Origin of the sequence: Streptomyces sp. NPDC020875 (assembly GCF_040641415.1) — a bacterium.
GTDB lineage: Bacteria > Actinomycetota > Actinomycetes > Streptomycetales > Streptomycetaceae > Streptomyces.
This window is the reverse complement of the sequence record NZ_JBFADP010000001.1, coordinates 250,531-273,090: the sequence shown is the minus strand read 5'-3', so window position 1 is coordinate 273,090 and position 22,560 is coordinate 250,531. Positions and strand designations below refer to the sequence as shown.

The window sequence follows — 22,560 nt, the reverse complement described above, 5'->3', positions numbered from 1 at the left end:
GAAGCCAGGTAACTGGTGGAGGTGACCGGTACTAATAGGCCGAGGGCTTGTCCATTGATGCTCGCGTCCACTGTGTTAGTTCTGAGGCAACGACCGTTGCCGGTTTTGAGCAGAACATCAATTGAAGAGTGTGCTTGTTCGCTCGAAACCGTTAGGGTTTCGGTGGTCATAGCGTGAGGGAAACGCCCGGTTACATTCCGAACCCGGAAGCTAAGCCTTTCAGCGCCGATGGTACTGCAGGGGGGACCCTGTGGGAGAGTAGGACACCGCCGAACAATCTTTCAGGGCCCTGGGTCCAGCGTTCAACGCTGGGCCCAGGGCCTTTTTTATTTCCGTCGCAGCGCGCCCCATCGCCGGGTGCGCGAGAATGGCCGCAGTACCGAAGACAGGAGTCACGTCGATGTCCACCAACTCTCCCGACGACCGTCCGGAGCGCGAACCGCGCCGTCGAGACGGTGGTGACCGGGGCGGATTCCGTGGTGGTCGCGACGACCGTGGCCCGCGTCGTGACGGGGACCGCGGAGGTTACCGGGGTGCCCGTGACGACCGTGGTGGCCGCCCCTCGGGCGGAGGCTACGGGCGCCGCGACGACCGGCCGCCGTTCCGTCGCGACGACCGTGACCGTGACCGTGGTGGGTTCCGCGGCAACGACCGTGACCAGGACCGCGGGCCGCGCCGTGACGACCGCCGTGACGACCGTGGTGGTGACCGTCCCGGCGGTGGCTTCCGTGGCGGCGACCGTCCCGGTGGCGGGTTCCGTCGTGACGACCGTTCGCACGACCGTCGTGACGACCGGCCTTCCTTCCGCCGTGACGACCGCCGTGACGACCGTGGCGGCGAGCGCTCCGGCGGCTACGGGCGGCGTGACGACCACCGCCCCGGCGGTGGCTACCGAGGCCCGCGTGACGACCGCAGGGACGACCGGCCGGCCTTCCGCCGTGACGACGACCGGGACCGCGGCGACCGTGGTGGCTACCGTTCGCACGACCGCCGTGACGATCGCCGTGACGACCGCAGGGGCGGCGACCGTCCCGGTGGCGGGTTCCGTCGTGACGACCGTTCTCAGGGACGTCGGGACGACTGGCGGGACGACCGGGGTGGCGAGCGTTCCGGTGGCTTCCGCCGTGATGACCGTTCGCACGACCGTCGTGACGACCGTCCGTCGTTCCGTCGTGACGACCGTGACCGTGACCGTGGTGGGTTCCGCGGCAACGACCGCGGCAACGACCGGGACCGCGGGCCGCGCCGTGACGACCGTGGCAGTGACCGTCCCGGTGGTGGCTTCCGTCGCGACGACCGTTCGCACGACCGTCCCCACGAGCGCCGCGACGACCGGCCTTCCTTCCGCCGTGATGACCGTCGTGACGACCGCGGCGGCGAGCGCTCCGGCGGCTACGGGCGGCGTGACGACCGTTCGCACGACCGGCGCGACGACCGCAGGGACGACCGGCCGTCGTTCCGTCGTGACGACGACCGGGGCGGTTACCGGGGCGGTCGTCCCGGCGGACGGCCCGGCGGCGGGTACGACCGTGACCGTGGTGGCCGCCCCTCGGGCGGCGGCTACGGGCGCCGCGACGACCGTTCCGGCGGCGGTTTCCGCCGTGACGACCGGGACCGCGACCGCGACCGGCCGGAGCGCGAGCCCGTCAAGCGGCTGCCCATCCCGGACGACGTCACCGGCGAGGAGATCGACCAGGACGTCCGGCAGGAGCTGCAGAGCCTGCCGAAGGGCCTCGCCGACGACGTGTCGCGCAACCTCGTCATGGTCGCGCGGCTGATCGACGAGGAGCCCGAGGAGGCGTACGGCTACTCCCGCGTCGCGCTGCGGCTGGCCTCCAGGGTCGCCGCGGTCCGCGAGGCCGCCGGGTTCGCCGCGTACGCCACTCAGCGGTACTCCGAGGCGCTGGCCGAGTTCCGGGCCTCGCGGCGGATGACCGGCGGGGTCGAGCTGTGGCCCGTCATGGCGGACTGCGAGCGCGGCCTCGGACGGCCCGAGCGGGCGCTGGCGATGGCCGGTGAGCCCGAGACACAGAAGCTGGACAAGGCCGGGCAGGTCGAGATGCGGCTCGTCGCGGCCGGTGCCCGGCGGGACATGGGGCAGCTGGACGCCGCCATCGTGACCCTGCAGAGCCCCGAGCTGGCGTCCAGCTCCGTACAGCCGTGGACCGCGCGGCTGCGGTACGCGTACGCCGACGCCCTGCTGGCGGCCGGGCGTGAGGCCGAGGCCCGGGAGTGGTTCGGCAAGGCGCTGGAGGCCGACAAGGACGGGGCGACCGACGCCTCCGACCGGCTGGCGGAGATCGACGGCGTCGAGTTCGTGGACGCGATGGACGCCGAGGAGCCGGCGGACGCGACGGACACGACCGATGTGACGGACACGGACGGTGCCCCCGGCGACGCCGACGGCTCCGCCGCCGCGTCCGAGGGCGACGCCGGTAACGCCGCGGCGGCCGGCGAGGGCGACGCGGAGGACCGCGACGCCTGAGCGGTGACGGGCTGAGACGAGAGGAGGGGCGGTCCCGTTCGGGGCCGCCCCTCCTCTCGTTCGTACGCCCGGCTATTCCAGGGCGAGGCTGCGCAGGACGAGTCCGGTGGCCGGCTTCGGGCCGAAGGACGTCGACTTGCGGGGCATGGTGACACCCTGGCGGGCCAGGTCGCGGACGATCTCCTCCCGTACGGGATGGAGCAGTACGGCCGTACCGCCGTGCCGTTCGGCGTGTTCCACGGCCGCCACCGCGTCGTGGATGTAGCCGATCTCGTCCGGGCTGTCCGGGATCCGCCACAGCCGCTCCAGGACGGTCGCGTGCAGCACGGTCGCGTCCAGGGACCGCCATGCCTCGGGCCGGTCGGCGCGTACGGTCCGGGACAGCAGCTCCGGGTCGGGGCGGTCGGCGAGCCGGAAGGAGCCGTCCCCGGCGAGCAGGAAGGCGTTGCCTTCGGCGGCGGCCTCGGCGAGCGCGTCCAGCGCCCGGGGCAGCGGCCCGTCCACCCGGCGTACCCGGAACGCGTCCCCGGCGGTCAGGGCCGCCAGGGCGGCCGGGACGGGCAGCCGCCGGACCACCCGGTGGATCGCCCGCACTCGCAGCGGATAGCGGGCGGTGTCGACCAGCAGGACCAGGCCGTAGCTCCACGGGCCCGGATCCGGCCGCTCCGCGCGCAGCCGCAGATAGGTCGCCCAGCGGTGGTGGCCGTCGGCGATCAGCGCCTGGCGGCCGGCGAGGTCCTTGCCGACCGCGGCCAGCTCCAGCGGGTCGGTCAGGGCCCACAGCCGGTGGCTGAAGCCGTCCTCGGTGGTGGTGGCCAGCAGCGGGGGCCGCCGTACGGCGTCCTCGACGACGGCGGTCGCGCCGGTGGCGTCGCCGTCGCCGCGGTAGGTGAAGAGCAGCGGCTCCAGATTGGCGTCCGTGGTCCGCATCAGATCGGCCCGGTCGGCGACGATGTCGGGCATGACGTCCTCGTGCGGCAGGACGACGCCCTCGGCGGGCTCCGAGAGCGCGAGGGCGCCGATGAGCCCCCGCTGGAGCAGATCGCCGTGGCGCTGCTCGTAGACGTAGAGCGCCGGTTCCGGATCGGCGGCGAGCACGCCTTCGGCGAGCCAGCGGGTGAGGGTGTCGGCGGCCCGGCGGTGCCTGGCCTCGGCGGTCCCGGCCTGCGGCAGGATCAGCCGGACGATGTTGTGCGGATCCGCCGACTCCAGGTGGGCGAGCCCGTCGGGGCGGACGACGACGTCGTACGGGGGCGAGGTGACGGCGGCCAGGGAGCCGACGCGTTCGGGGACGTAGCGCAGTCCGCGGAAGGGGAGGAGGCGCAGGCCGTCGGTGGCCGCGGGACCTTCGCTGTTCATCCGAGCATCGTAAGCGCGCCCCGGGATGAGCGATGATCGGGGCAGTGACCGCGGTACGAGGAGTGTTGACGGATGAGTCGGCGGCAGATCAGGAACCGTCCGGACGGGAGCGCGGAGGCGCTGAGCACGGCGTACGACACCGCCCTGCTCGACCTCGACGGGGTGGTGTACGCGGGCGGGCACGCCATCGGGCACGCCGTGGAGTCGCTGCGGGCCGCCCGGGAGGCGGGGATGCGGCTGGCGTACGTCACCAACAACGCGCTGCGCCCGCCGGACGCGGTGGCGCGGCATCTGACCGAGCTGGGTGTGCCCGCCGAGGCGGACGAGGTGATCACCTCGGCGCAGGCGGTGGCCCGGCTGATCGCGGAACGGTTCCCGGCGGGAGCCCGGGTGCTGGTGATCGGCGGTGAGGGGCTGCGGGTCGCGCTGCGGGAACGCGGGCTCGTACCCGTCGATTCGGCGGACGACGATCCGGCGGCCGTCGTCCAGGGCTACGGCGGGCCCGAACTGCCCTGGGGGCGGTTCGCGGAGGCGAGTTACGCGATCAGGCGCGGTGTGCCGTGGTTCGCGTCCAACACGGATCTGACCATTCCGGGCGCCCGGGGGATCGCGCCGGGCAACGGCGCCGCCGTGGAGGTGGTCCGGATCGCCACCGGCGCCGAGCCGGAGGTGGCGGGGAAGCCGCTGCCGCCGATGCACCGCGAAACGATCCTGCGGACCGGGGCCCGGACGCCGCTGGTGGTGGGGGACCGGCTGGACACCGATATCGAGGGCGCGTTCCACGGGGACGTGGATTCCCTGCTGGTGCTGACCGGGGTGACCGACCCGGCGCGGCTGCTGGCGGCGGAGCCCCGGCACCGGCCGACGTATGTGGACGAGGATCTGCGGGGACTGCTGACCGGGCAGCCCGATGTGTCAGAGGTGTCAGAGGTGTCAGGGGCGTCGGGGCTGTCCGCGGGTTCCGGGGACGGGGCCGGGGACGCGGCGGCCGGATTCGGCTGCGGTGGCTGGACGGCGGCGGTACGGGACGGGGCGCTGGTCCTCGACGGCGCGGGGACGCCCCTGGACGGGCTGCGGGCGCTGTGCGCCGCCGCCTGGACGGCCGCCGGTCCCGGCGCGTACGGCGGGGACGCGGGCAAGGCGCTGTCCCGGCTGGGGTGGTGAGCCGCCGCCCCGCGGCTCCCGGGCCCGGCCGGTGACCGGTGCGGGAGGGTAGGCTTACCTAACTTCCCCCTGGTGTGGTGGTTCGTACCGGTCCGTGGCCCGGGGCGGACCGCCGGACCGCGGGCCGTCGAACCAGGAGTTACCACCCCCATGCAGCGACTCACCGCGGAATCGGTCACCCTCGGCTACGACCGCCGGGTCATCGCCGAGGATCTGACGGTCGCGATCCCCGACCACTCCTTCACGGTCATCGTGGGCCCCAACGCCTGCGGGAAGTCGACCCTGCTGCGGGCCCTGTCGCGGATGCTGAAGCCGACCGATGGCCGGGTGCTGCTGGACGGGCAGACCATTCACTCCCTGCCCGCGAAGAAGGTCGCCAGGATCCTCGGGCTGCTGCCGCAGACCTCCGTGGCGCCCGACGGGATCACCGTCGCCGACCTGGTCGCCCGGGGCCGCTACCCCCATCAGGGGCTGCTGCGGCAGTGGTCGCCGGAGGACGAGCGGATCGTCCGCGAGTCGATGGCGTCGACCGGGGTCGCCGATCTCGCCGAGCGCTATGTGGACGAGCTGTCCGGCGGGCAGCGCCAGCGGGTGTGGATCGCCATGGCACTGGCCCAGCAGACCCCGTTGCTGCTGCTCGACGAGCCCACCACCTTCCTCGACATCCAGCACCAGCTGGAGGTCCTCGACCTCTGCGCCGAACTCCACGAGAGCCAGGGCCGGACCCTGGTCGCCGTGCTCCACGATCTCAACCAGGCCGCGCGGTACGCCACACACCTGGTCGCCCTCCGGGACGGCCGGGTGGTCGCCGAGGGCACACCGTCGGAAGTCGTCACGGCGGAGCTGGTGGAGGAGGTCTTCGGGGTACGGAGCCGGGTCATCGAGGACCCCGAGTCCGGTACGCCGCTGGTGGTGCCGGTGGCCCGGCGACGCGGGGCCGTCGTACCCCCGGCCGCCACGGGCTCCCCGAAGACCGCGCCCGAGCGGGCGGCGGCCGTCGAAAAGCGGTAGTACCCGCCGTACGGTGATACGTGTCATGGGGCGACGTATCACCCGGTGAGAACGGCCGCCCGGGAAACGGGTGCCTATCGGGGCGGACGGGTCAGAGCAGGGACCTGAGCCGCATCAGATCGCGGAAACCGGCCTCCAGCCGGACCCGGCCCGACGCCCACGCCCGGCCGAAGTTCAGCCGGCCGTCGACCATCGCGACCAGGTCGTCGCCCGTCATCGCCAGCCGGATCGCGGCCTTCTCGCGCGGCGGGCCCGCGTGGTCGTCCGCCACCTCGATCGCACCGCCGCGCAGCCGCCCGGTGAACGTGACGTCCAGATCCGTGATGTGGCAGCTCAACGAGCGGTCGAGCGCCGTCGCGGCGCGGACGTCGCCGTCCGCGCGGGTGAGATTGTCACTGAGTCTGCCGAGCGCCTCACGGCACTCTTCCTTCGTCGCCATCGTGATCGACCGTACCCCAGACCTTCGGGGTAGCGTCGGGGCATGAACGACGTGACGCCCGCAGGGCCGGGCCCGGGCCCCGAACACGACGGCGACCGCGACCCCGTGGAGCGGACGGACCGGGGCGAGCGGCACGGCGGCGCCGACGGGGACGTACCGGCCGTCGCTCCGTACGAACCGGCCGCGCCCGCGCCGCTGGGCGTGGTCCGCGCCCCGACCGGGAACACCGGGGTCGACACCGTACTGGAGCGTCTCGCCGACGCCGACCACCTCCCGGCCGACGGACACCTGGCGGTGTACGAGGATGTACACGGGGGGCTGCGCGACGTCCTGGCCGGGCTCGACGCGCCCGAACCCGCCGCGCACCACCCCGCGCACCCCGTACCGCACGACCACAGGAGCTGAACCGAACGTGGCAGGAGTCGCCCGCCGTCGCCTCGACGCCGAGCTGGTACGCCGCAGACTCGCGCGCTCGCGCGAGCAGGCGAGCCAGCTGATCGCCGCCGGGCGGGTCACCGTCGGCGGCACCACCGCGACCAAGGCCGCCACCCAGGTCGAGACCAGTGCCGCGATCGTGGTCGCCGCCGACGGTTCCGACCCCGACTACGTCTCCCGGGGCGGCCACAAACTCGCGGGCGCGCTGGCAGCCTTCACCCCACTCGGGCTGGCCGTCGAAGGGCGGGTCGCGCTCGACGCCGGGGCCTCCACCGGCGGCTTCACCGATGTACTGCTGCGCGCGGGCGCCGCCCGGGTCTTCGCCGTCGACGTCGGCTACGGACAGCTCGCCTGGTCGCTCCAGAGCGACGACCGGGTCACCGTCAAGGACCGGACCAATGTCCGCGAACTCACCCCGGAGGCCCTGGACGGCGCCCTGGCCGACCTGGTCGTTGGGGATCTCTCCTTCATCCCGCTCGGACTGGTGCTGCCCGCCCTGGTCCGCTGCTCGGCGCCCGGCGCCGATCTGGTGCTGATGGTCAAACCGCAGTTCGAGGTGGGCCGGGAACGGCTCGGCAGCGGCGGCGTCGTCCGCAGCACCGAACTGCGCAAGGAGGCCGTACGGACCGTGGCGGACCAGGCCGCGGCCCTCGGACTGGGCGTTCTGGGCGTCACCGCCAGCCCGCTGCCCGGACCGTCCGGCAATGTGGAGTACTTCCTCTGGCTCCGGGCCGGGGCGCCCGGGCTGGACCAGGCGGACCTCGATCGAGCAGTGGCGGAGGGACCTCGTTGACCACACCAGCGGCGACCAGCGAACGGACCGTCTTCCTCCTCGCGCACACCGGCCGCAAGGCGGCCGTCCGCAGCGCCGAACTCGTCGTGGAGGGGCTGCTCCGCAGCGGACTCGGGGTCCGGGTCCTCGAAGCGGAGGCGGCGGACCTGCCGCTGCCCCCGGCGGTCGCGACCGTACCCGAGGCCACCCCCGACGCCCTCGACGGCTGTGAACTCCTCATCGTGCTCGGCGGTGACGGCACCCTGCTGCGCGGCGCCGAGTTCGCCCGCGCCTCGGGGGTGCCGATGCTGGGGGTCAACCTCGGCCGGGTCGGCTTTCTCGCCGAGGCCGAACGCGACGACCTCGACCGGGTCGTCAACCGGGTGGTCGACCGCGCCTACGAGGTCGAGGAGCGGATGACCCTCGATGTGGTGGTCTGCCACAACGGTGACACGGTCCACCAGGACTGGGCGCTGAACGAGGCGGCCGTACAGAAGGTCTCCCCGGACCGGATGCTGGAGGTCGTACTGGAGATCGACGGCCGCCCGGTGACCGCGTTCGGCTGCGACGGCATCGTCTGCGCCACCCCCACCGGCTCCACGGCCTACGCCTTCTCGGCGGGCGGCCCCGTCGTCTGGCCCGAGGTGGAGGCGCTGCTGATGGTCCCGATCAGCGCGCACGCCCTCTTCGCCAAGCCGCTGGTGACCGCGCCCACCTCGGTCCTCGCGGTGGAGGTCCAGGAACACACCCCGCACGGGGTGCTCTGGTGCGACGGCCGCCGGACCGTCGAACTGCCCCCCGGGGCTCGGGTGGAGGTCCGCAGGGGAGCCGTACCCGTACGGCTGGCCCGGCTGCACCACGCGTCGTTCACGGACCGGCTGGTGGCGAAGTTCGCCCTGCCTATCGCGGGCTGGCGGGGGGCGCCGCCCGTCCAGTGACGGGACCGGGGCCGGACCCGTCGGCCCGGTTCGGGTCGGCCGGTTCGGCGGCCTCAGCCGCCGACGGCCCGGCCGCCGACCAGCATCAGCCCGGCCGTCGCCAGGACGAGCACACCGAGGACGAGGGGGAAGAGGACGGAGTACGCGCGCGGGCCCGAGCGCGTGACCAGGGTGGGGTCCTCGGGGTCGTAGACGACGTCGACGGCCGTGCCCCGCTCGTCGTCGGAGAACACCGTCCGCAGCGACACCACGTCCCGCAACTCCCGCCCCTCGGCCGTGGTGAAGGCGAACAGGGGGAAGTACTGGTAGTCGCCGCGGACCGGACGGTAGCGCGTGATCCGGCCCCGGACGGTGATACCGCGGCGGCGCAGCCGTCGCCGGGCGAAGGTCCGCCGGGGGCGGCTGCGGGCCGGTACGCCCCCGGCGGCGATCCGGCATCCCACCGGCGCCATCCACAGGGCCTGGAAGGTGAGGAAGGCCGCGAAGACCGGTTCGTCCGTGGCCAGGGTCACCTTCAGGACCACCGCGAACCAGCCGAGCCGGACCGCCCCGGACAGGATCCGCCGTCCGTTGGCGCCGACACGGAGCCGCCGCAGCGCGGAAGGGCCGGTGACGACCGAGACCCGGACCTCCGCCGCGTCCACCGGCGGGGCGTCGGCCACCGCCCGCGCCAGCCGGGCCCGGAACGCCTCCGCCGCGTGCGCGTGCTCCGCGGGGAGGAACAGGAAGGGCACGGGGCCGGTGCCCTCCGGCAGCACCACACCGGGCCGGAACCGGACCGTGACGCCCGCGCGCGGACCGGGACCGCCCGTCTCCACGGCCCGGACCGCCGCCACCGGTATCTCCCACGCCGTCCGGCCGTGGGTGAACATCAGTCGGGAACCGTCGAAACGCGCGGACGCGCGCCCGGAGGCGATCACCAGTTCTGGTGAAGTGTTTTCCGGCATCGGCGGAGCATAGAGCCACGGCTGTCCGGTCGTACCAGGTGATGACGGGGATATCGGCACGGGGTCGGCGTCGCGCGCCGGCCGGGAAACCTCGTATGGTCGTGTCCGTGTTGGAGGAGATGAGGATACGGTCGCTCGGGGTCATCGACGACGCCGTCGTCGAGCTGTCCCCCGGTTTCACCGCGGTGACCGGCGAGACCGGCGCGGGCAAGACCATGGTCGTCACCAGTCTGGGGCTGCTGCTCGGCGGGCGCGCCGACCCCGCCCTGGTGCGGATCGGCGCGAAGTCCGCCGTCGTCGAGGGACGGATCGCGGTCCCGTCCGGCGCGTCCGCCGCCGTACGAGCCGAGGAGGCGGGGGCCGAGCTGGACGACGGCACCCTGCTGATCAGCCGGACCGTTTCGGCGGAGGGCCGCTCCCGGGCCCACGTCGGCGGCAGGTCCGTACCCGTGGGGCTGCTCTCGGAGCTGGCCGACGACCTCGTCGCCGTACACGGCCAGACCGATCAGCAGGGGCTGCTGCGGCCCGCCCGGCAGCGGGCCGCGCTGGACCGGTACGCGGGCGCCGCGGTCTCCCGGCCGCTCGCCGAGTACACCACCGCCTACCGGCGGCTGCGGGCCCTCACCGCCGAACTGGACGAGCTGACCACCCGGGCCCGGGAACGGGCCCAGGAGGCCGATCTGCTGCGGTTCGGACTCGACGAGATCGCGGGCGCCGAACCCCGGGCGGGCGAGGACGCCGAACTCGCCGCCGAGGCGGAGCGCCTGGGCCACGCCGAAGCCCTCGCCTCCGCCGCGTCGGCCGCGCACGCCGCGCTCGCGGGCGACCCCGAGGACCCCGAGGGCGTCGACGCGACCACCCTCGTCGCTGGCGCGGGCCGGGCGCTGGACGCCGTCCGCTCCCACGATCCGGCGCTGGCCGCCCTCGCCGACCGGATGGGGGAGATCTCCATCCTCCTCGCCGACGTCTCCGGTGAACTCGCCGGATACGCCGACCGGCTGGAGGCCGACCCCCGGCGGCTCGCCGCCGTCGAGGAGCGCCGGGCCGCCCTCACCGCCCTCACCCGCAAGTACGGTCAGGACATCGCCGCCGTCGTCGCCTGGGCCGAGGAGGGCGCCGCCCGGCTCGCCGAACTCGACGGCGACGACGACCGGATCGGCGGACTCACCGCCGAACGGGACACCGTCCGGGCCGAACTGGCGGGTCTCGCCCGGCGGCTCACCGACGCCAGGACCGAGGCCGCCGACCGGTTCGCCGCCGCCGTCACCGAAGAGCTGGCGTCCCTGGCGATGCCGCACGCCCGGGTCTCCTTCGCGCTCCGGCAGCAGGACGACCCGGACGGCGTCGACCTCGACGGCCGGACCGTGGCCTACGGGCCCCACGGCGTCGACGAGGTCGAACTGCTGCTCGCCCCGCACCCCGGGGCGCCGCCCCGGCCCATCGCCAAGGGCGCGTCCGGAGGCGAACTCTCCCGGGTGATGCTCGCCGTCGAGGTCGTCTTCGCCGGGACCGACCCCGTGCCCACCTATCTCTTCGACGAGGTCGACGCGGGCGTCGGCGGCAAGGCCGCGGTCGAGATCGGCCGGCGGCTGGCGAAACTCGCCCGCTCGGCACAGGTCGTGGTGGTGACACATCTGCCGCAGGTGGCCGCCTTCGCCGACCGTCAGCTCCTGGTCGAGAAGACCAACGACGGCTCCGTCACCCGCAGCGGCGTGACCGTGCTCGAAGGCGAGGACCGGGTCCGCGAACTCTCCCGGATGCTCGCAGGCCAGGAGGACTCGGAGACCGCCCGCGCCCACGCGGAGGAGCTGCTGGCGAGCGCGCGGAGCGACGGATGACGGCCCGGGTTCCGGCGGTGCCGGAGATACCGGGGGCCTGACGGCGCGGCGCCGCGGCCGGGCCCGGCCCGGTCCCGCCGTGGCGGCCGTACGCCGTGTGGGTGAATCGGGTGTACGGGGATATGGGCCCCGTACACCCACATTGCCGCAACGGCCCGGCGGGCTGGCATCCTTGACGGGTGACACAGCTGCGTACGGTCCAGGTACTGGGCGGCGGCAGCGCGGGGAGCAGCGCGCACGTCCGGTCACTGGCCTCGGGGCTGGTGGCCCGCGGCGTGCGGGTGACCGTCTGCGCGCCGGCCGGACTCGAACACGACTACGACTTCCCCGGTACGGGTGCCGACTTCACCCCCGTACCGCGGCGCGGCGACCCCCTCTCGATCGGCGCCCTCCGGGCCGCGTTCCGCGGCGCGCACCTGGTCCACGCACACGGTCTGCACGCCGGGGCACGGGCCGCCGTGGCGCTCCGCGGACTCGCCGTGCCGCTCGTCGTCACCTGGCACACCCGCGCCCGGGCCGACGGCGCCCGAGGCCACGCCCTGCGGCTGCTGGAGCGGCGGGTCGCCCGGGCGTCCGAAGTCGTCCTCGGCACCTGCTCCGAACTCGTCGACCGGGCCCGCCGCCGGGGCGCCAGGGACGCCCGGCTCGCGCCCGTCGCCGTACCGCCGCCGGTGGCCCCCGGCGACGGCCTCCCGCCCGACAAGACACGGGCCGAACTCGGGGCCGTCGGACGGCCGCTCGTCCTGGCCGTCGGCAGCCTCGCACCCCACCGGGGGTACGACGTCCTCCTCGACGCCGCCGCCCGGCTCCGGGACCTCGGCGCCGACCCCGCGCCGCTCGTCCTCGTCGCCGGAGAGGGCCGGGACCGGGCCGCGCTGCGGCGGCGCGTCGACACGGAGGACCTGCCGGTACGGCTCCTCGGGCGGCGCGACGACATCACCGACCTGCTGGCGGCGGCCGACGTCGCCGTACTGCCCAGCCGGTGGGAGGCGCGTTCCGTCCTCGCGCAGGAAGCCCTCCGGCTCGGGGTGCCGCTCGTCGCGACCGCCGTCGGCGGGGTGCCGGAACTGGTCGGCGACGCGGCGGAACTCGTCCCGTACGGCGACCCCGACGCGCTGGCCCTCGCCCTCTCGGCCCTGCTGGCCGACCCCGCCCGCCGGGCGGCGCTGGCCCGCGCGGGACGGGCGCAGGCGGCGACCTGGCAGACGGAGGACGAGACGGTCGCGCACGTCCTGAGCGTCTACGACGAACTGGTCCCCCGAGCCGGGGGCGCCTTCCGCTGAGGAGCCCCTCCCCCGGGCCGCGCGCTGTCCGCCGTCCGCGGCGCCCTGTGCCTTGTGGCGACGGGGGACCCCCAGCGCCTTGGCCCTTCGGGTTGCCGCCCGTGCCATCTGCCCTGCCGGGCCGCTGTTTCAGTCGCGCCTGCGGCCCGTCTGTGGCTGTTCGCGCAGTTCCGCCCCCTATGCCTCCGGCAATGGGGGACCCCCAGCGCCTCGGCCCTCCACGACGTCGCCGAAAGACGCGGGTCCCGCCCGGCGACTTGGTGTTGTTCGCGGTCTGCGGCCCGCCTGTGGCTTGTCGCGCAGTTCCCCGCGCCCCTGGGTTGCCCTCCTCGTCGCCCTCGTGGCGAGACGGGCCCCCTTTTCAAGGGCGAGGAGCGGGAGAGCATTTAGGGGCGCGGGGAACTGCGCGACCAGCCAGCACGGTCCGCAGACCGCGAACTACACCAGGCTGCCGGGCGCGGCCCGGGTTGTGGGCCTCACCCGGAGGGCCAAGGCGCTGGGGGTCCCCCCATTGCCGGAGGCATAGGGGGCGGAACTGCGCGACAAGCCACAGGCGGTCTGCGGGCCGCCGAGAACGCCAGGTCGCCGGGCGCGGCCCGGGTAGTGAGGCGGTGATCCGGAGGGGCGAGGCACCGGCGAGCCGCAGGACGGGAACGGGTGGGCTCGGGCCGTGGGCGGGTGGCCCTAGCCGGAGGCGAGGTGGCGGCGGGCGCGGAGCGCGAGGTTGAGGGTGAGGATCGAATCCGGGTCGTCCAGGTCCGTCGCCAGGAGTTCCGAGATCCGGGCCAGGCGGTTGTAGAGCGTCTGGCGGTTGAGGTGCAGTTCGCGGGCCGTCTCCGCCTTGCGGCCCGTGTGGGAGAGATAGGTCTCCAGGGTCGGGAGCAGCGGCGGGCGGGCCGTCGCGTCGTGGTCCCGGAGGGGGCCCAGCGCGCGGTCGACGAACGCCGCGAGGTCGGGGTCGCCCCGGAGTCGCCAGAGGAGGAGTTCGATGTCGAGGCGCCGGGCGTCGTACCAGGCGCGGCCGGTGAGGCCCTGTGCGGCCGTCGCGGTTTCGGCGGTGTGCCGCAGGATGGCGGGGACGGTGTCCCAGTCGCCCGGTCCGCCGACCACGACGACGGGCGGCCCGGCTCCGGCCCGGTCGAGCCCGGCGCGTTCGACTCCGGTCCGCAGTGCCGCCGCGACCCGGTCGGCCACCGGGTCCCGGTCGGCGGCGGAGCGCAGCCCCACCAGCAGCGGGACGCGGCCCTCCACGGGACGTACGCCCAGCAGGACGGGGACACCGACGGCGGACAGCTCTTCGAGGACGGTACGGGCCAGGGCCGCCCAGGTGCCGTCGGCGGGGGAGAACCGCATCACGACCGGCAGCAGGAGGCCCGTACCGGCGGGGCGGAAGCCGAGCAGCCCGGCCTGGGCGGGGGCGTCGCCGGGGGCGATCCGGCCTTCGGCGAGGTCGGTGAGGAAGTCGCCCCGGCCGCGCGCGGCCAGCTCCTCTTCCTGCCGGGCCTGCATCAGGACGACGGCGAGCAGTCCGGCGGCCCGTTCGGCGGCCATCCGGTGGACGGGGTGCGGGGGTGTGTCGACCGCGGGCAGTACGAGCCGGGCCCGGGGGGCGCCCTGGCCGCCGCCGGGGACGTCGACGAGGACGGTCCCGGCGGGTGGCGTGAGCCGGGCCCCGGGGCGGCCCCGCAGTCCCTCCCAGACCTGGAGCGGCTCGGCCGCCTGTTGGCCGCCGGGCCCGGCCGCGTACAGCAGCTCGCCGTCGGCGGTCTCCAGGAAGACCGGGTTTCCGGCGAACTCGGCCAGGATGCTCAGTACCCGGGGTACGCCGCCTCCGCCGAGGAGGACCTCGGTACAGCGCCGGTGGACCTCGTCGGCGCGGCGGAGCAGGGTGTAGTGCCCGTTGACGATCTCGGTGTGGATCTCCTCGGTCACCGTGACGAAGGGGACCTCGCGGTGGAGCTGGACCAGCGGCAGGCCGCCGGCCCGTGCGGTGTCCACGATCGCCGACGGCAGCCGGGTGAACCGGTGGCCGAGTTCGACGACCAGCGCCGCGATGCCCCGTTCGATCAGCCGCCGGACGAAGACGCGCTGATCGGCGGGTCTGGTGCCGAGGCCCAGACCCGTCGTCAGCAGCAGTTCGCCGCCCTTGAGGAGGGAGGCGATATTGGGGACCTCGCCCGCGTGGACCCAGCGCACCGAGCGGTCGAGCCGTTCGGCGCCGACGACGACCTCCGGGAGCCCGGACCGCAGTCCCGGCAGTTCGAGCGCCCGGCGGACGGTGATACCGCCCCGGTGTGCGTCGGGGGTCGGGGTCTCCACGGGTGTGCTGTTCCTATCCGCCGTAGGCGCCGGACGCGGTGAGCCGGAGCGCCGTGTCGATCAGCGGGACGTGGCTGAACGCCTGCGGGAAATTCCCCACCTGGCGGCCGTTCTTCGAGTCCCACTCCTCGGCGAGCAGCCCGAGGTCGTTGCGGAGCGCGAGCAGCTTCTCGAAGAGCTTGCGGGCCTCGTCGACCCGGCCGATCATCGCCAGGTCGTCGGCGAGCCAGAACGAGCAGGCGAGGAACGCGCCCTCGTCGCCCTCCAGGCCGTCGACCCCGGCGTCGTCACCGGCGGTGGGGTAGCGCAGGATGAAGCCGTCCTCGGTCGACAGCTCGCGCTGGATCGCCTCGATGGTGCCGATGACGCGCTTGTCGTCGGGCGGCAGAAAGCCCATCTGGGGGATGAGGAGGAGGGACGCGTCCAGCTCTTTGGAGCCGTACGACTGGGTGAAGGTGTTCCGCTCCCGGTCGTAGCCCTTCTCGCAGACGTCACGGTGCATGTCGTCGCGGAGCTGCCGCCAGCGCTCCAGCGGTCCGTCGACGTCCCCGGCCTCGATGAGTTTGATGGTCCGGTCGACGGCGACCCAGGCCATCACCTTGGAGTGGACGAAGTGGCGGCGGGGGCCGCGGACCTCCCAGATGCCCTCGTCGGGCTCCATCCAGTGCTTCTCCAGGTACTCGATCAGCTTGAGCTGGAGCAGCGACGCGTAGTCGTTCCGGGCCAGGCCGGTCATATGGGCCAGATGGAGGGCCTCGGTGACCTCGCCGTAGACATCGAGCTGGAGCTGGTGGGCGGCGCCGTTGCCGACCCGTACGGGGGTGGAGTTCTCGTACCCCGGCAGCCAGTCCAGCTCCGCCTCGCCCAGCTCCCGCTCGCCCGCGATGCCGTACATGATCTGGAGGTTCTCCGGGTCGCCCGCGACGGCCCGGAGCAGCCACTCGCGCCAGGCGCGGGCCTCGTCGCGGTAACCGGTGCGCAGCAGCGACGAGAGGGTGATCGCGGCGTCGCGGAGCCAGGTGTAGCGGTAGTCCCAGTTCCGTACGCCGCCGATGTCCTCGGGGAGGGAGGTGGTCGGGGCGGCGACGATACCGCCGGTGGGGGCGTAGGTGAGGGCCTTGAGGGTGATCAGGGAGCGGATCACGGCCTCGCGGTAGGGGCCGTGGTACGTACAGTGCTCCACCCATTCGCGCCAGAACTCCTCGGTGGCCTCCAGGGACGCCTCGGGCTCGGGGAGGGCGGGCGGCCGGTGGTGGGAGGGCTGCCAGGAGATGGTGAAGGCGATCCGCTCGCCGGGGGCGACGGTGAAGTCGGAGTAGGTGGTCAGGTCCTTGCCGTAGGTGTCGGCGGGGGAGTCGAACCACACCGAGTCGGGTCCGGCGACGGCGACCGTACGGCCGTCGACCTTGTGGACCCACGGCACGACCCGTCCGTAGGAGAACCGCATCCGCAGGGCGGAGCGCATCGGCACCCGTCCGCTGACGCCCTCCACGATCCTGATCAGCTGGGGCGCGCCGTCGCGCGGCGGCATGAAGTCCGTCACCCGGACGGTGCCGCGCGGGGTGTCCCACTCGGATTCCAGGATGAGGGAGTCGCCCCGGTAGCGGCGCCGGTCGGCGGCGGGGGGCTCGGCTTCGTCGGAATGGGCGGGTCCCAGTCTCCAGAAGCCGTGCTCCTCGGTGCCGAGCAGTCCCGCGAAGACGGCATGCGAGTCGAAGCGCGGCAGGCACAGCCAGTCGGCTGTGCCGTCCCGGCAGACCAGCGCCGCGGTCTGCATGTCTCCGATGAGTGCGTAATCCTCGATGCGCCCGGCCACGTGCATCTCCAGTCGAACGGCCACGTCCGCCCCGTAGGGCGCTTGCTGTGGTCGGGGCCGCTTCCGTCGCGAGCACGGGGTCCGGGTTGACGTGCGGGAACGCGGTTCCGAGCCGCCCCGTCCGCCGTCCATCACCACCCTGCTCTGATGCGCTTAGCGCGCCCCTCGGCATCGCTCAGCAGAGCGAGTGTCCGAGCAGGATACGACGCGGTACGGGCATCCGCGTGGCGGTCTCGGCAACGTGAGTGATCCGAACGAGTGAGCCATGGGTGAAGTGCTGGTGGGAGCGGGTGTAAGGCAGATGTAAGCCGAATCTCAGGGGGGCGCGGCAGGGGTGGGCAGGGGGTACGGACAGGGGCGGGCGGCGCGCGGAACCTGATCTTCCGGGGGGTGGTGCCACAGGGTGGCGCACGGGGGGAGCGGGGGCGCACCGGAGGCATCGGCGGGTGTGGGCGGAAGCGGTCTCCCCTCGTCGCTGATACCCTGGTACCCCGTGGACGGTGGCCCGCCTGTGCCGAACAGCAGCCCCGGAACCGCAGCTACGGCATCCCCCCGACCCCCTCCGGGTCTTCGCCGGGGAAGCCGGTACGCACCTCACCTCGCGACCACGGGAGCCCCTCTTGGCGATGCCGCCCAACACCATGACGACCAAGCACATCTTCGTCACCGGGGGCGTCGCCTCCTCCCTCGGGAAGGGCCTGACGGCCTCCAGCCTGGGTGCGCTGCTCAAGGCCCGCGGGCTGCGGGTGACGATGCAGAAGCTCGACCCCTATCTGAACGTCGACCCCGGCACGATGAACCCGTTCCAGCACGGCGAGGTGTTCGTCACCAACGACGGCGCCGAGACCGACCTGGACATCGGCCACTACGAGCGCTTCCTCGACGTCGACCTCGACGGCTCGGCGAACGTCACCACCGGCCAGGTCTACTCGCAGGTGATCGCCAAGGAGCGGCGCGGCGAGTACCTGGGCGACACCGTGCAGGTCATCCCGCATATCACCAATGAGATCAAGAGCCGGATCCGCCGGATGGCGACCGACGACGTCGATGTGGTGATCACCGAGGTCGGCGGCACGGTCGGCGACATCGAGTCGCTGCCGTTCCTGGAGACCGTCCGCCAGGTGCGGCACGAGGTCGGCCGGGACAATGTCTTCGTCGTCCATATCTCCCTGCTGCCGTACATCGGCCCGTCGGGCGAGCTGAAGACCAAGCCGACCCAGCACTCGGTGGCCGCGCTGCGCAATATCGGCATCCAGCCGGACGCGATCGTGCTCCGGGCCGACCGCGAGGTGCCGACCGCGATCAAGCGGAAGATCTCCCTGATGTGCGATGTCGACGAGGCCGCGGTGGTCGCCGCCATCGACGCCAAGTCGATCTACGACATCCCGAAGGTGCTGCACACCGAGGGCCTGGACGCCTATGTCGTGCGCAAGCTCGACCTGCCGTTCCGCGATGTCGACTGGACCGTCTGGGAGGACCTGCTGGACCGGGTCCACAACCCCGACCACGAGGTCACCGTCGCGCTCGTCGGCAAGTACATCGATCTGCCCGACGCCTATCTGTCGGTGACCGAGGCGCTGCGGGCCGGCGGCTTCGCGAACCGGGCCCGGGTCAAGGTCAAGTGGGTCACCTCCGACGACTGCAAGACCCCTGCCGGGGCGAAGCAGCAGCTGGAGGACGTGGACGCGATCTGCATCCCCGGCGGCTTCGGCGACCGCGGTGTCAGCGGCAAGGTCGGCGCGATCCAGTACGCCCGGGAGAACCGGGTCCCGCTGCTGGGGCTCTGCCTGGGTCTCCAGTGCATCGTGATCGAGGCTGCCCGCAATCTCGCCGGGATCGCCGAGGCGAACTCGACCGAGTTCGACGCCGCCACCGCCCATCCGGTGATCTCCACCATGGAGGAGCAGCTGGCCTACGTCGAGGGCGCGGGCGACCTCGGCGGTACCATGCGGCTCGGTCTCTACCCGGCCAAGCTGGCCGAGGGCTCGATCGTGCGCGAGGTCTACGACGACCAGCCGTACGTCGAGGAGCGCCACCGGCACCGCTACGAGGTGAACAACGCCTACCGCGCGGAGCTGGAGCGGAAGGCGGGCATCCTCTTCTCGGGCACCAGCCCGGACAACAAGCTGGTCGAGTACGTGGAGTACCCGCGCGAGGTGCACCCGTACCTGGTCGCCACCCAGGCCCACCCGGAGCTGCGGTCGCGGCCGACCCGCCCGCACCCCCTCTTCGCCGGTCTGGTGAAGGCCGCCGTGGAGCGGAAGTCCGGCGCCTGAGGTCGGGCGCCCGGTGATCAGGGCGCTACGGTAATCCGGGGTACGGGCCCACAGGCGGCCCGTACCCCGATCTACTGTGCGGGAGGGCCGGGATGGCGAACGAGACGACCGGGGCGGCGGCTGAGGCCGGAGCCGTCGTGGACACACCGGAGGAGTGGCGGGTCACCGCGACCACCGTCCAGTTCCGGGGCAACAAGACCAGCGTCCGCACGGACGACGTGGTGATGCCCGACGGCTCGGTGGCCCGCCGGGACTACCAGGTCCACCCCGGGTCGGTGGCGGTACTCGCCCTCGACGACGAGGACCGGGTCGTCCTGGTGCGCCAGTACCGGCACCCCGTACGGCAGCGGCTGTGGGAGATCCCGGCCGGGCTGCTGGACGTGCCCGGGGAGAACCCGCTGCACGCCGCGGAGCGCGAGCTGTACGAGGAGGCACACGTCAAGGCCGAGGACTGGCGGGTGCTCACGGATGTGTACACCACGCCCGGCGGCTGCGACGAGGCCGTACGGATCTTCCTCGCCCGCGATCTGTCACCGGTCGAGGGCGAGCGGTTCGACGTCTCCGAGGAGGAGGCGGACATGGAGCTGGCCCGGGTACCGCTGACCGAGCTGGCCCGTGGCGTGCTCGCCGGGGAGCTGCACAACAACTGCCTGGTGGTGGGGGTGACGTCGGCGATCGCGGCCCGCGCGGGCGACGGTTTCGACGCGCTCCGCCCGGCCGGGGCCCCCTGGCCCGCCCGCCCCTTCGACGCCTGAGTTGGCTGAGTCGTCTGTCTGAGTCGTGCCGGTCCGCCGCCGGGTCGGCGGGCGGGGTTCCGGGGCGTGACCGCACGGTCCCGCCCGGCACCCGGCCCGCGCACTCACCGCCGGAGCCCTTCAGGCACGGGAGACGTGCCCGGCGCCCCGGTGCCGCCTAAGGATTCCCCCCCCGTGCGGTCCCGTACGGCCTCGTACGGCGGAATCCGCCGCGCGGTGGCCGTCCGCCGCCGGTGCCCCGTCGCGGTCCGCCCGTCACGTTCCCCCGCCGGAGGGACACCCCACCGGAGTCATTGGTCATCCAGTCAGATGATCTTCTGATCCCACTGATCCGATCAGGTGAAGTGCCGGGGCTGCGGACACCGAATCGTCGCAGAGAGTGAACTACGCTCGGAACGCCCGTGCGGATTCCCGCCGGGCTCGGCGAGAGTGCACGGACTGAACGGGAGCGTGGCCCGTGACGGATCAGGCGACGGATCAGGCGGTGGACGCGGTCGGTCGAACCGGTGCGTCCTTCGGATCCCCGGGGCCGTTCTTCGGCCGGCAGCGGGAGCTGGCCTCCCTGCTGGCCGATGTGGAACGGGCCGGACTCGACACCATCGCGGGCCGCAAGGCCCCCCGGGCCCGCGTGCTGCTGATCGCCGGACGGCCCGGCTCCGGCCGGACCGCGCTGGCCCGGCGGCTGGTCTCCCGGCTGGCCGGGCGCTACCCCGGCGGAGTGCTGCGGGCCGGGCTCACCGAACCCGGCGGCCGGGCCGTCCCCACCGACGAGACCGCCCGGGAACTGCTCGGCACCCTGGGCGTCGCGGCCCCGCCGGGCGCGGGCGAGGACGAACTGTCGCAGCTGGTCCGGGAGAGCCTGGCCGGGCGCGGGATCCTGCTGCTGCTCGACGACGCGGCCGACGCCGAACAGGTCGACGCGCTGCTCCCCGACGACCCGGACTGTCTGCTGGTGGTGGTCGGCTCCGGACCGCTGACCGGGATCCCCGGGGTCCGCCCGTGCACCGTCGCCGGGCTCGACCCGAAGGCCGCCATCGAGCTGCTGACCACCTTCACCGGCTCCGTGCGGATCACCGTCGACCCCCAGGCCGCGGAATCCGTCGCCGAGGAGTGCGCGGGCCAGCCCGCGGCCCTGGTCATGGTCGGCGGCTGGCTCGCGGCCCGCCCCCAGGTGTCGGTGGCCGACGCCACCCGCCAGCTGCGGGCGCTGCCCGAGGACGACGAGGTGCCCCAGTCCGCGCGGCCCGTCTCCCGGGCGTTCCGGCTGGTGCACGACTCCCTGCCGTCCGCCGCCGCCCGGCTGCTGCGGCTGCTCGCGCTGGCCCCCGCCGGGATCGTGGACGCCCAGATCGCGTCGGCCGTCGGCGGCTGCTCCCCGGACGAGGCGCACCGGGCCCTGGAGGGCTTCGTGGCGCTCGGCGTACTGCACCGCGAGGGCCCGCTGTACGGGGTGCCGGGGGTACTGGTCCCGCTGATGCGGGCCCTGAGCGAGACCCACGACAAACCCGGTGAGGTGCAACTGGCGTGGGCCAGGACCCTGGAGCGCGCGGTCCGCCAGCTCCAGTCGTGCCGGGCCGCCACCGAACCCGAGGGGTCGCCCGCCAGGACGGCGGTCGAGTCGCTGCCCCGGCCGTTGCGCTTCCCCGACGCCCCGGCCGCCGCCGCGTGGCTGGAACTGCGCCGCCCCGGGCTGCTGGCCGCCGCCCGGCTGGCGGTCGAGGACGGCGAGCTGGACACCCTGGCGAGACGGCTGGTCGCGGCCCTGGTCAGAGCGCTGGCCGCGCACCGGGGCACCGACGCCGCCGCCGGGGACCTCTATCCGCTGCATCAGCTGGTCCTCGATGTGGCCGAGCGCCGTGAGCTGCCCCGGGAGGCCGCCGCCGCCCTGCTGAACCTGGGCGACCTCGACGCCCGCACCGGCCGGAACGACGACGCGCTGGCCCGCTACCGGGCGGCGCTGGACGCCGGGCGCCGGGCCGGTGACCCGTACGCGGTCTGCCGGGCGATGGAATCCGTCGGCGGCGCCTGGCAGGAGCTGGGCGACTGGCAGCGGGCCGCCGACTGGTACGGCCGGGCGCTGGCCCAGCGGCAGACCCGGGGCGAGCGGGCCGACGAGGCCCGGCTCCACGGGCGGCTCGGCACCGCGCACACCTATGCCGGGCGGTACGGGGAGGCGCTGCGCTGCTGGCGGGCCGCGGTCGCCGGATACCGGCGGACCGGGGATCTGCCGTCGCAGGCCAGGGCGTTGAGCGAGGCGGCCAGGGTGCAGGAGTACGCGGGCCGGCCCGAGGAGTCCCTGCGGACCTGCCGGGAGGCGGTGGAGTGGGCCAGGCAGGCGGGGGACGTACGGCTCCAGGCGGCGCTCCGGCTCCGGCTGGCCGACACCCTCGACCGGCTGGGCGACCCGGCTTCGGCCCGGCTCCAGCGCTCCGGGGCCGAGCGGCTGCTGGAGACCGCGGACGGATCCGCGGAAGGAGCGGGGGACGGGGCCGGCGGCGAGCCGGTACCGGAAGGCGCGCGGGCGGCGGGACCGGAGTCCGGTCCGGCGGCCGAGGCCGCCCCGGCCCCGGGGTCCGGCGTCCCGGCGGGGGAGCGGCGGGCCCGGGGTTCCGGGCGCCGTGCCCCGGGTGGCGGCGGTACCGGTACGGACGGGGCCGGAGTGGCACGGGGTGCCATCGGTCACGGTGTGTGAACGAAGGCGGTTTCGCCGATGTGCCTACGAA

The 22,560-nt window shown here is 74.0% G+C and carries 17 protein-coding genes and 1 rRNA gene; 13 read left to right on the top strand and 5 right to left on the bottom strand.

Going from position 1 to position 22,560, the window contains the following annotated elements; genetic code table 11:
• The first annotated feature begins 158 nt into the window (after nucleotides 1-158).
• The 3 genes from rrf to AB0G74_RS01255 all read left to right on the top strand — a co-directional run bounded on the left by rrf (nucleotide 159) and on the right by AB0G74_RS01255 (nucleotide 2,485).
• Nucleotides 159-275: ribosomal RNA gene (rrf, locus tag AB0G74_RS01265) — 5S ribosomal RNA — on the top strand.
• A 453-nt stretch (nucleotides 276-728) separates the two neighbouring features.
• Nucleotides 729-1,778 (top strand): hypothetical protein, encoded by a 1,050-nt coding sequence (locus tag AB0G74_RS01260; RefSeq protein WP_361138926.1) that lies wholly within the window; start codon nucleotides 729-731, stop codon nucleotides 1,776-1,778.
• Nucleotides 1,745-2,485: a hypothetical protein gene (locus AB0G74_RS01255; protein ID WP_361138923.1), complete on the top strand. Its 741-nt coding sequence runs from the start codon at nucleotides 1,745-1,747 to the stop codon at nucleotides 2,483-2,485. The genes AB0G74_RS01260 and AB0G74_RS01255 overlap by 34 nt, the downstream gene beginning before the upstream one ends.
• Nucleotides 2,486-2,557: 72 nt before the next feature.
• Here AB0G74_RS01255 and AB0G74_RS01250 read toward each other — a convergent pair whose 3' ends face one another.
• Nucleotides 2,558-3,844 carry a DUF1015 domain-containing protein gene (locus tag AB0G74_RS01250; RefSeq protein ID WP_361138920.1) on the bottom strand — a complete coding sequence of 429 codons (1,287 nt, stop codon included), beginning with the start codon at nucleotides 3,842-3,844 and terminating at the stop codon, nucleotides 2,558-2,560.
• Nucleotides 3,845-3,916: 72 nt separating this feature from the next.
• Here AB0G74_RS01250 and AB0G74_RS01245 point away from each other — a divergent pair, with 72 nt between their 5' ends.
• Together AB0G74_RS01245 and AB0G74_RS01240 are read left to right on the top strand one after the other, a co-directional pair.
• Nucleotides 3,917-5,008, top strand: coding sequence for an HAD hydrolase-like protein (locus AB0G74_RS01245; RefSeq protein ID WP_361138917.1), 1,092 nt, complete (start codon nucleotides 3,917-3,919; stop codon nucleotides 5,006-5,008).
• Nucleotides 5,009-5,158: 150 nt separating this feature from the next.
• Nucleotides 5,159-6,019, top strand: a complete 861-nt coding sequence (locus AB0G74_RS01240) for an ABC transporter ATP-binding protein (RefSeq protein WP_361138915.1) — start codon at nucleotides 5,159-5,161, stop codon at nucleotides 6,017-6,019.
• A 91-nt stretch (nucleotides 6,020-6,110) separates the two neighbouring features.
• On the opposite strand, the gene AB0G74_RS01235 is transcribed toward AB0G74_RS01240, so the two are convergent.
• Nucleotides 6,111-6,458, bottom strand: a complete 348-nt coding sequence (locus AB0G74_RS01235; protein WP_361138912.1) for an SCP2 sterol-binding domain-containing protein — start codon at nucleotides 6,456-6,458, stop codon at nucleotides 6,111-6,113.
• 195 nt (nucleotides 6,459-6,653) lie between these two features.
• Here AB0G74_RS01235 and AB0G74_RS01230 point away from each other — a divergent pair, with 195 nt between their 5' ends.
• From AB0G74_RS01230 to AB0G74_RS01220, 3 genes are read left to right on the top strand one after another with little or no spacing between them, the layout of a single operon-like run.
• Nucleotides 6,654-6,863: a hypothetical protein gene (locus AB0G74_RS01230; RefSeq protein WP_361138992.1), complete on the top strand. Its 210-nt coding sequence runs from the start codon at nucleotides 6,654-6,656 to the stop codon at nucleotides 6,861-6,863.
• Between the two features lie 7 nt (nucleotides 6,864-6,870).
• Complete coding sequence (locus AB0G74_RS01225) at nucleotides 6,871-7,686, top strand: TlyA family RNA methyltransferase (protein WP_361138909.1); 816 nt, start codon at nucleotides 6,871-6,873, stop codon at nucleotides 7,684-7,686.
• Entirely contained in the window at nucleotides 7,683-8,603 is a 921-nt protein-coding gene (locus AB0G74_RS01220) for an NAD kinase (RefSeq protein ID WP_361138906.1), read from the top strand. The genes AB0G74_RS01225 and AB0G74_RS01220 overlap by 4 nt, the downstream gene beginning before the upstream one ends.
• A gap of 53 nt (nucleotides 8,604-8,656) precedes the next feature.
• Here the strand turns inward: AB0G74_RS01220 and AB0G74_RS01215 are convergent, their stop codons facing one another.
• Nucleotides 8,657-9,550 carry a DUF3592 domain-containing protein gene (locus tag AB0G74_RS01215; RefSeq protein WP_361138904.1) on the bottom strand — a complete coding sequence of 298 codons (894 nt, stop codon included), beginning with the start codon at nucleotides 9,548-9,550 and terminating at the stop codon, nucleotides 8,657-8,659.
• Nucleotides 9,551-9,645: 95 nt separating this feature from the next.
• Between AB0G74_RS01215 and recN the strand changes: the two genes are divergently transcribed.
• Together recN and AB0G74_RS01205 are read left to right on the top strand one after the other, a co-directional pair.
• A complete protein-coding gene (gene recN / locus AB0G74_RS01210) occupies nucleotides 9,646-11,388 on the top strand; it encodes a DNA repair protein RecN (protein WP_361138901.1) in 1,743 nt (580 codons plus the stop codon).
• Between the two features lie 179 nt (nucleotides 11,389-11,567).
• A complete protein-coding gene (locus tag AB0G74_RS01205) occupies nucleotides 11,568-12,671 on the top strand; it encodes a glycosyltransferase family 4 protein (protein WP_361138899.1) in 1,104 nt (367 codons plus the stop codon).
• Nucleotides 12,672-13,355: 684 nt separating this feature from the next.
• Here AB0G74_RS01205 and AB0G74_RS01200 read toward each other — a convergent pair.
• A complete protein-coding gene (locus AB0G74_RS01200; protein WP_361138896.1) occupies nucleotides 13,356-14,990 on the bottom strand; it encodes a PucR family transcriptional regulator in 1,635 nt (544 codons plus the stop codon).
• Between the two features lie 13 nt (nucleotides 14,991-15,003).
• A complete protein-coding gene (locus AB0G74_RS01195; RefSeq protein WP_361138989.1) occupies nucleotides 15,004-16,812 on the bottom strand; it encodes a glycoside hydrolase family 15 protein in 1,809 nt (602 codons plus the stop codon).
• A 620-nt stretch (nucleotides 16,813-17,432) separates the two neighbouring features.
• On the opposite strand from AB0G74_RS01195, the gene AB0G74_RS01190 reads away from it, so the two are divergent.
• From AB0G74_RS01190 to AB0G74_RS01180, 3 genes are all read left to right on the top strand, one after another.
• The gene (locus AB0G74_RS01190; RefSeq protein WP_361138986.1) at nucleotides 17,433-19,082 is read left to right on the top strand and encodes a CTP synthase; all 1,650 of its coding nucleotides are present in this window, start codon (nucleotides 17,433-17,435) and stop codon (nucleotides 19,080-19,082) included.
• Nucleotides 19,083-19,174: 92 nt separating this feature from the next.
• Nucleotides 19,175-19,837: an NUDIX hydrolase gene (locus AB0G74_RS01185; protein ID WP_361138893.1), complete on the top strand. Its 663-nt coding sequence runs from the start codon at nucleotides 19,175-19,177 to the stop codon at nucleotides 19,835-19,837.
• 484 nt (nucleotides 19,838-20,321) lie between these two features.
• Complete coding sequence (locus tag AB0G74_RS01180) at nucleotides 20,322-22,529, top strand: tetratricopeptide repeat protein (RefSeq protein ID WP_361138983.1); 2,208 nt, start codon at nucleotides 20,322-20,324, stop codon at nucleotides 22,527-22,529.
• Nucleotides 22,530-22,560: the final 31 nt, after the last annotated feature.

Bases quoted from the DNA above. Each gene is read 5' to 3' on its own strand.
- AB0G74_RS01250 (WP_361138920.1), bottom strand. From the start codon at position 3,844: ATGAACAGCGAAGGTCCCGCGGCCACCGACGGCCTGCGCCTCCTCCCC.
- AB0G74_RS01245 (WP_361138917.1), top strand. From the start codon at position 3,917: ATGAGTCGGCGGCAGATCAGGAACCGTCCGGACGGGAGCGCGGAGGCG.
- AB0G74_RS01240 (WP_361138915.1), top strand. From the start codon at position 5,159: ATGCAGCGACTCACCGCGGAATCGGTCACCCTCGGCTACGACCGCCGG.
- AB0G74_RS01235 (WP_361138912.1), bottom strand. From the start codon at position 6,458: ATGGCGACGAAGGAAGAGTGCCGTGAGGCGCTCGGCAGACTCAGTGAC.
- AB0G74_RS01215 (WP_361138904.1), bottom strand. From the start codon at position 9,550: ATGCCGGAAAACACTTCACCAGAACTGGTGATCGCCTCCGGGCGCGCG.
- recN (WP_361138901.1), top strand. From the start codon at position 9,646: ATGGTCGTGTCCGTGTTGGAGGAGATGAGGATACGGTCGCTCGGGGTC.
- AB0G74_RS01195 (WP_361138989.1), bottom strand. From the start codon at position 16,812: ATGCACGTGGCCGGGCGCATCGAGGATTACGCACTCATCGGAGACATG.
- AB0G74_RS01190 (WP_361138986.1), top strand. From the start codon at position 17,433: ATGCCGCCCAACACCATGACGACCAAGCACATCTTCGTCACCGGGGGC.
- AB0G74_RS01185 (WP_361138893.1), top strand. From the start codon at position 19,175: ATGGCGAACGAGACGACCGGGGCGGCGGCTGAGGCCGGAGCCGTCGTG.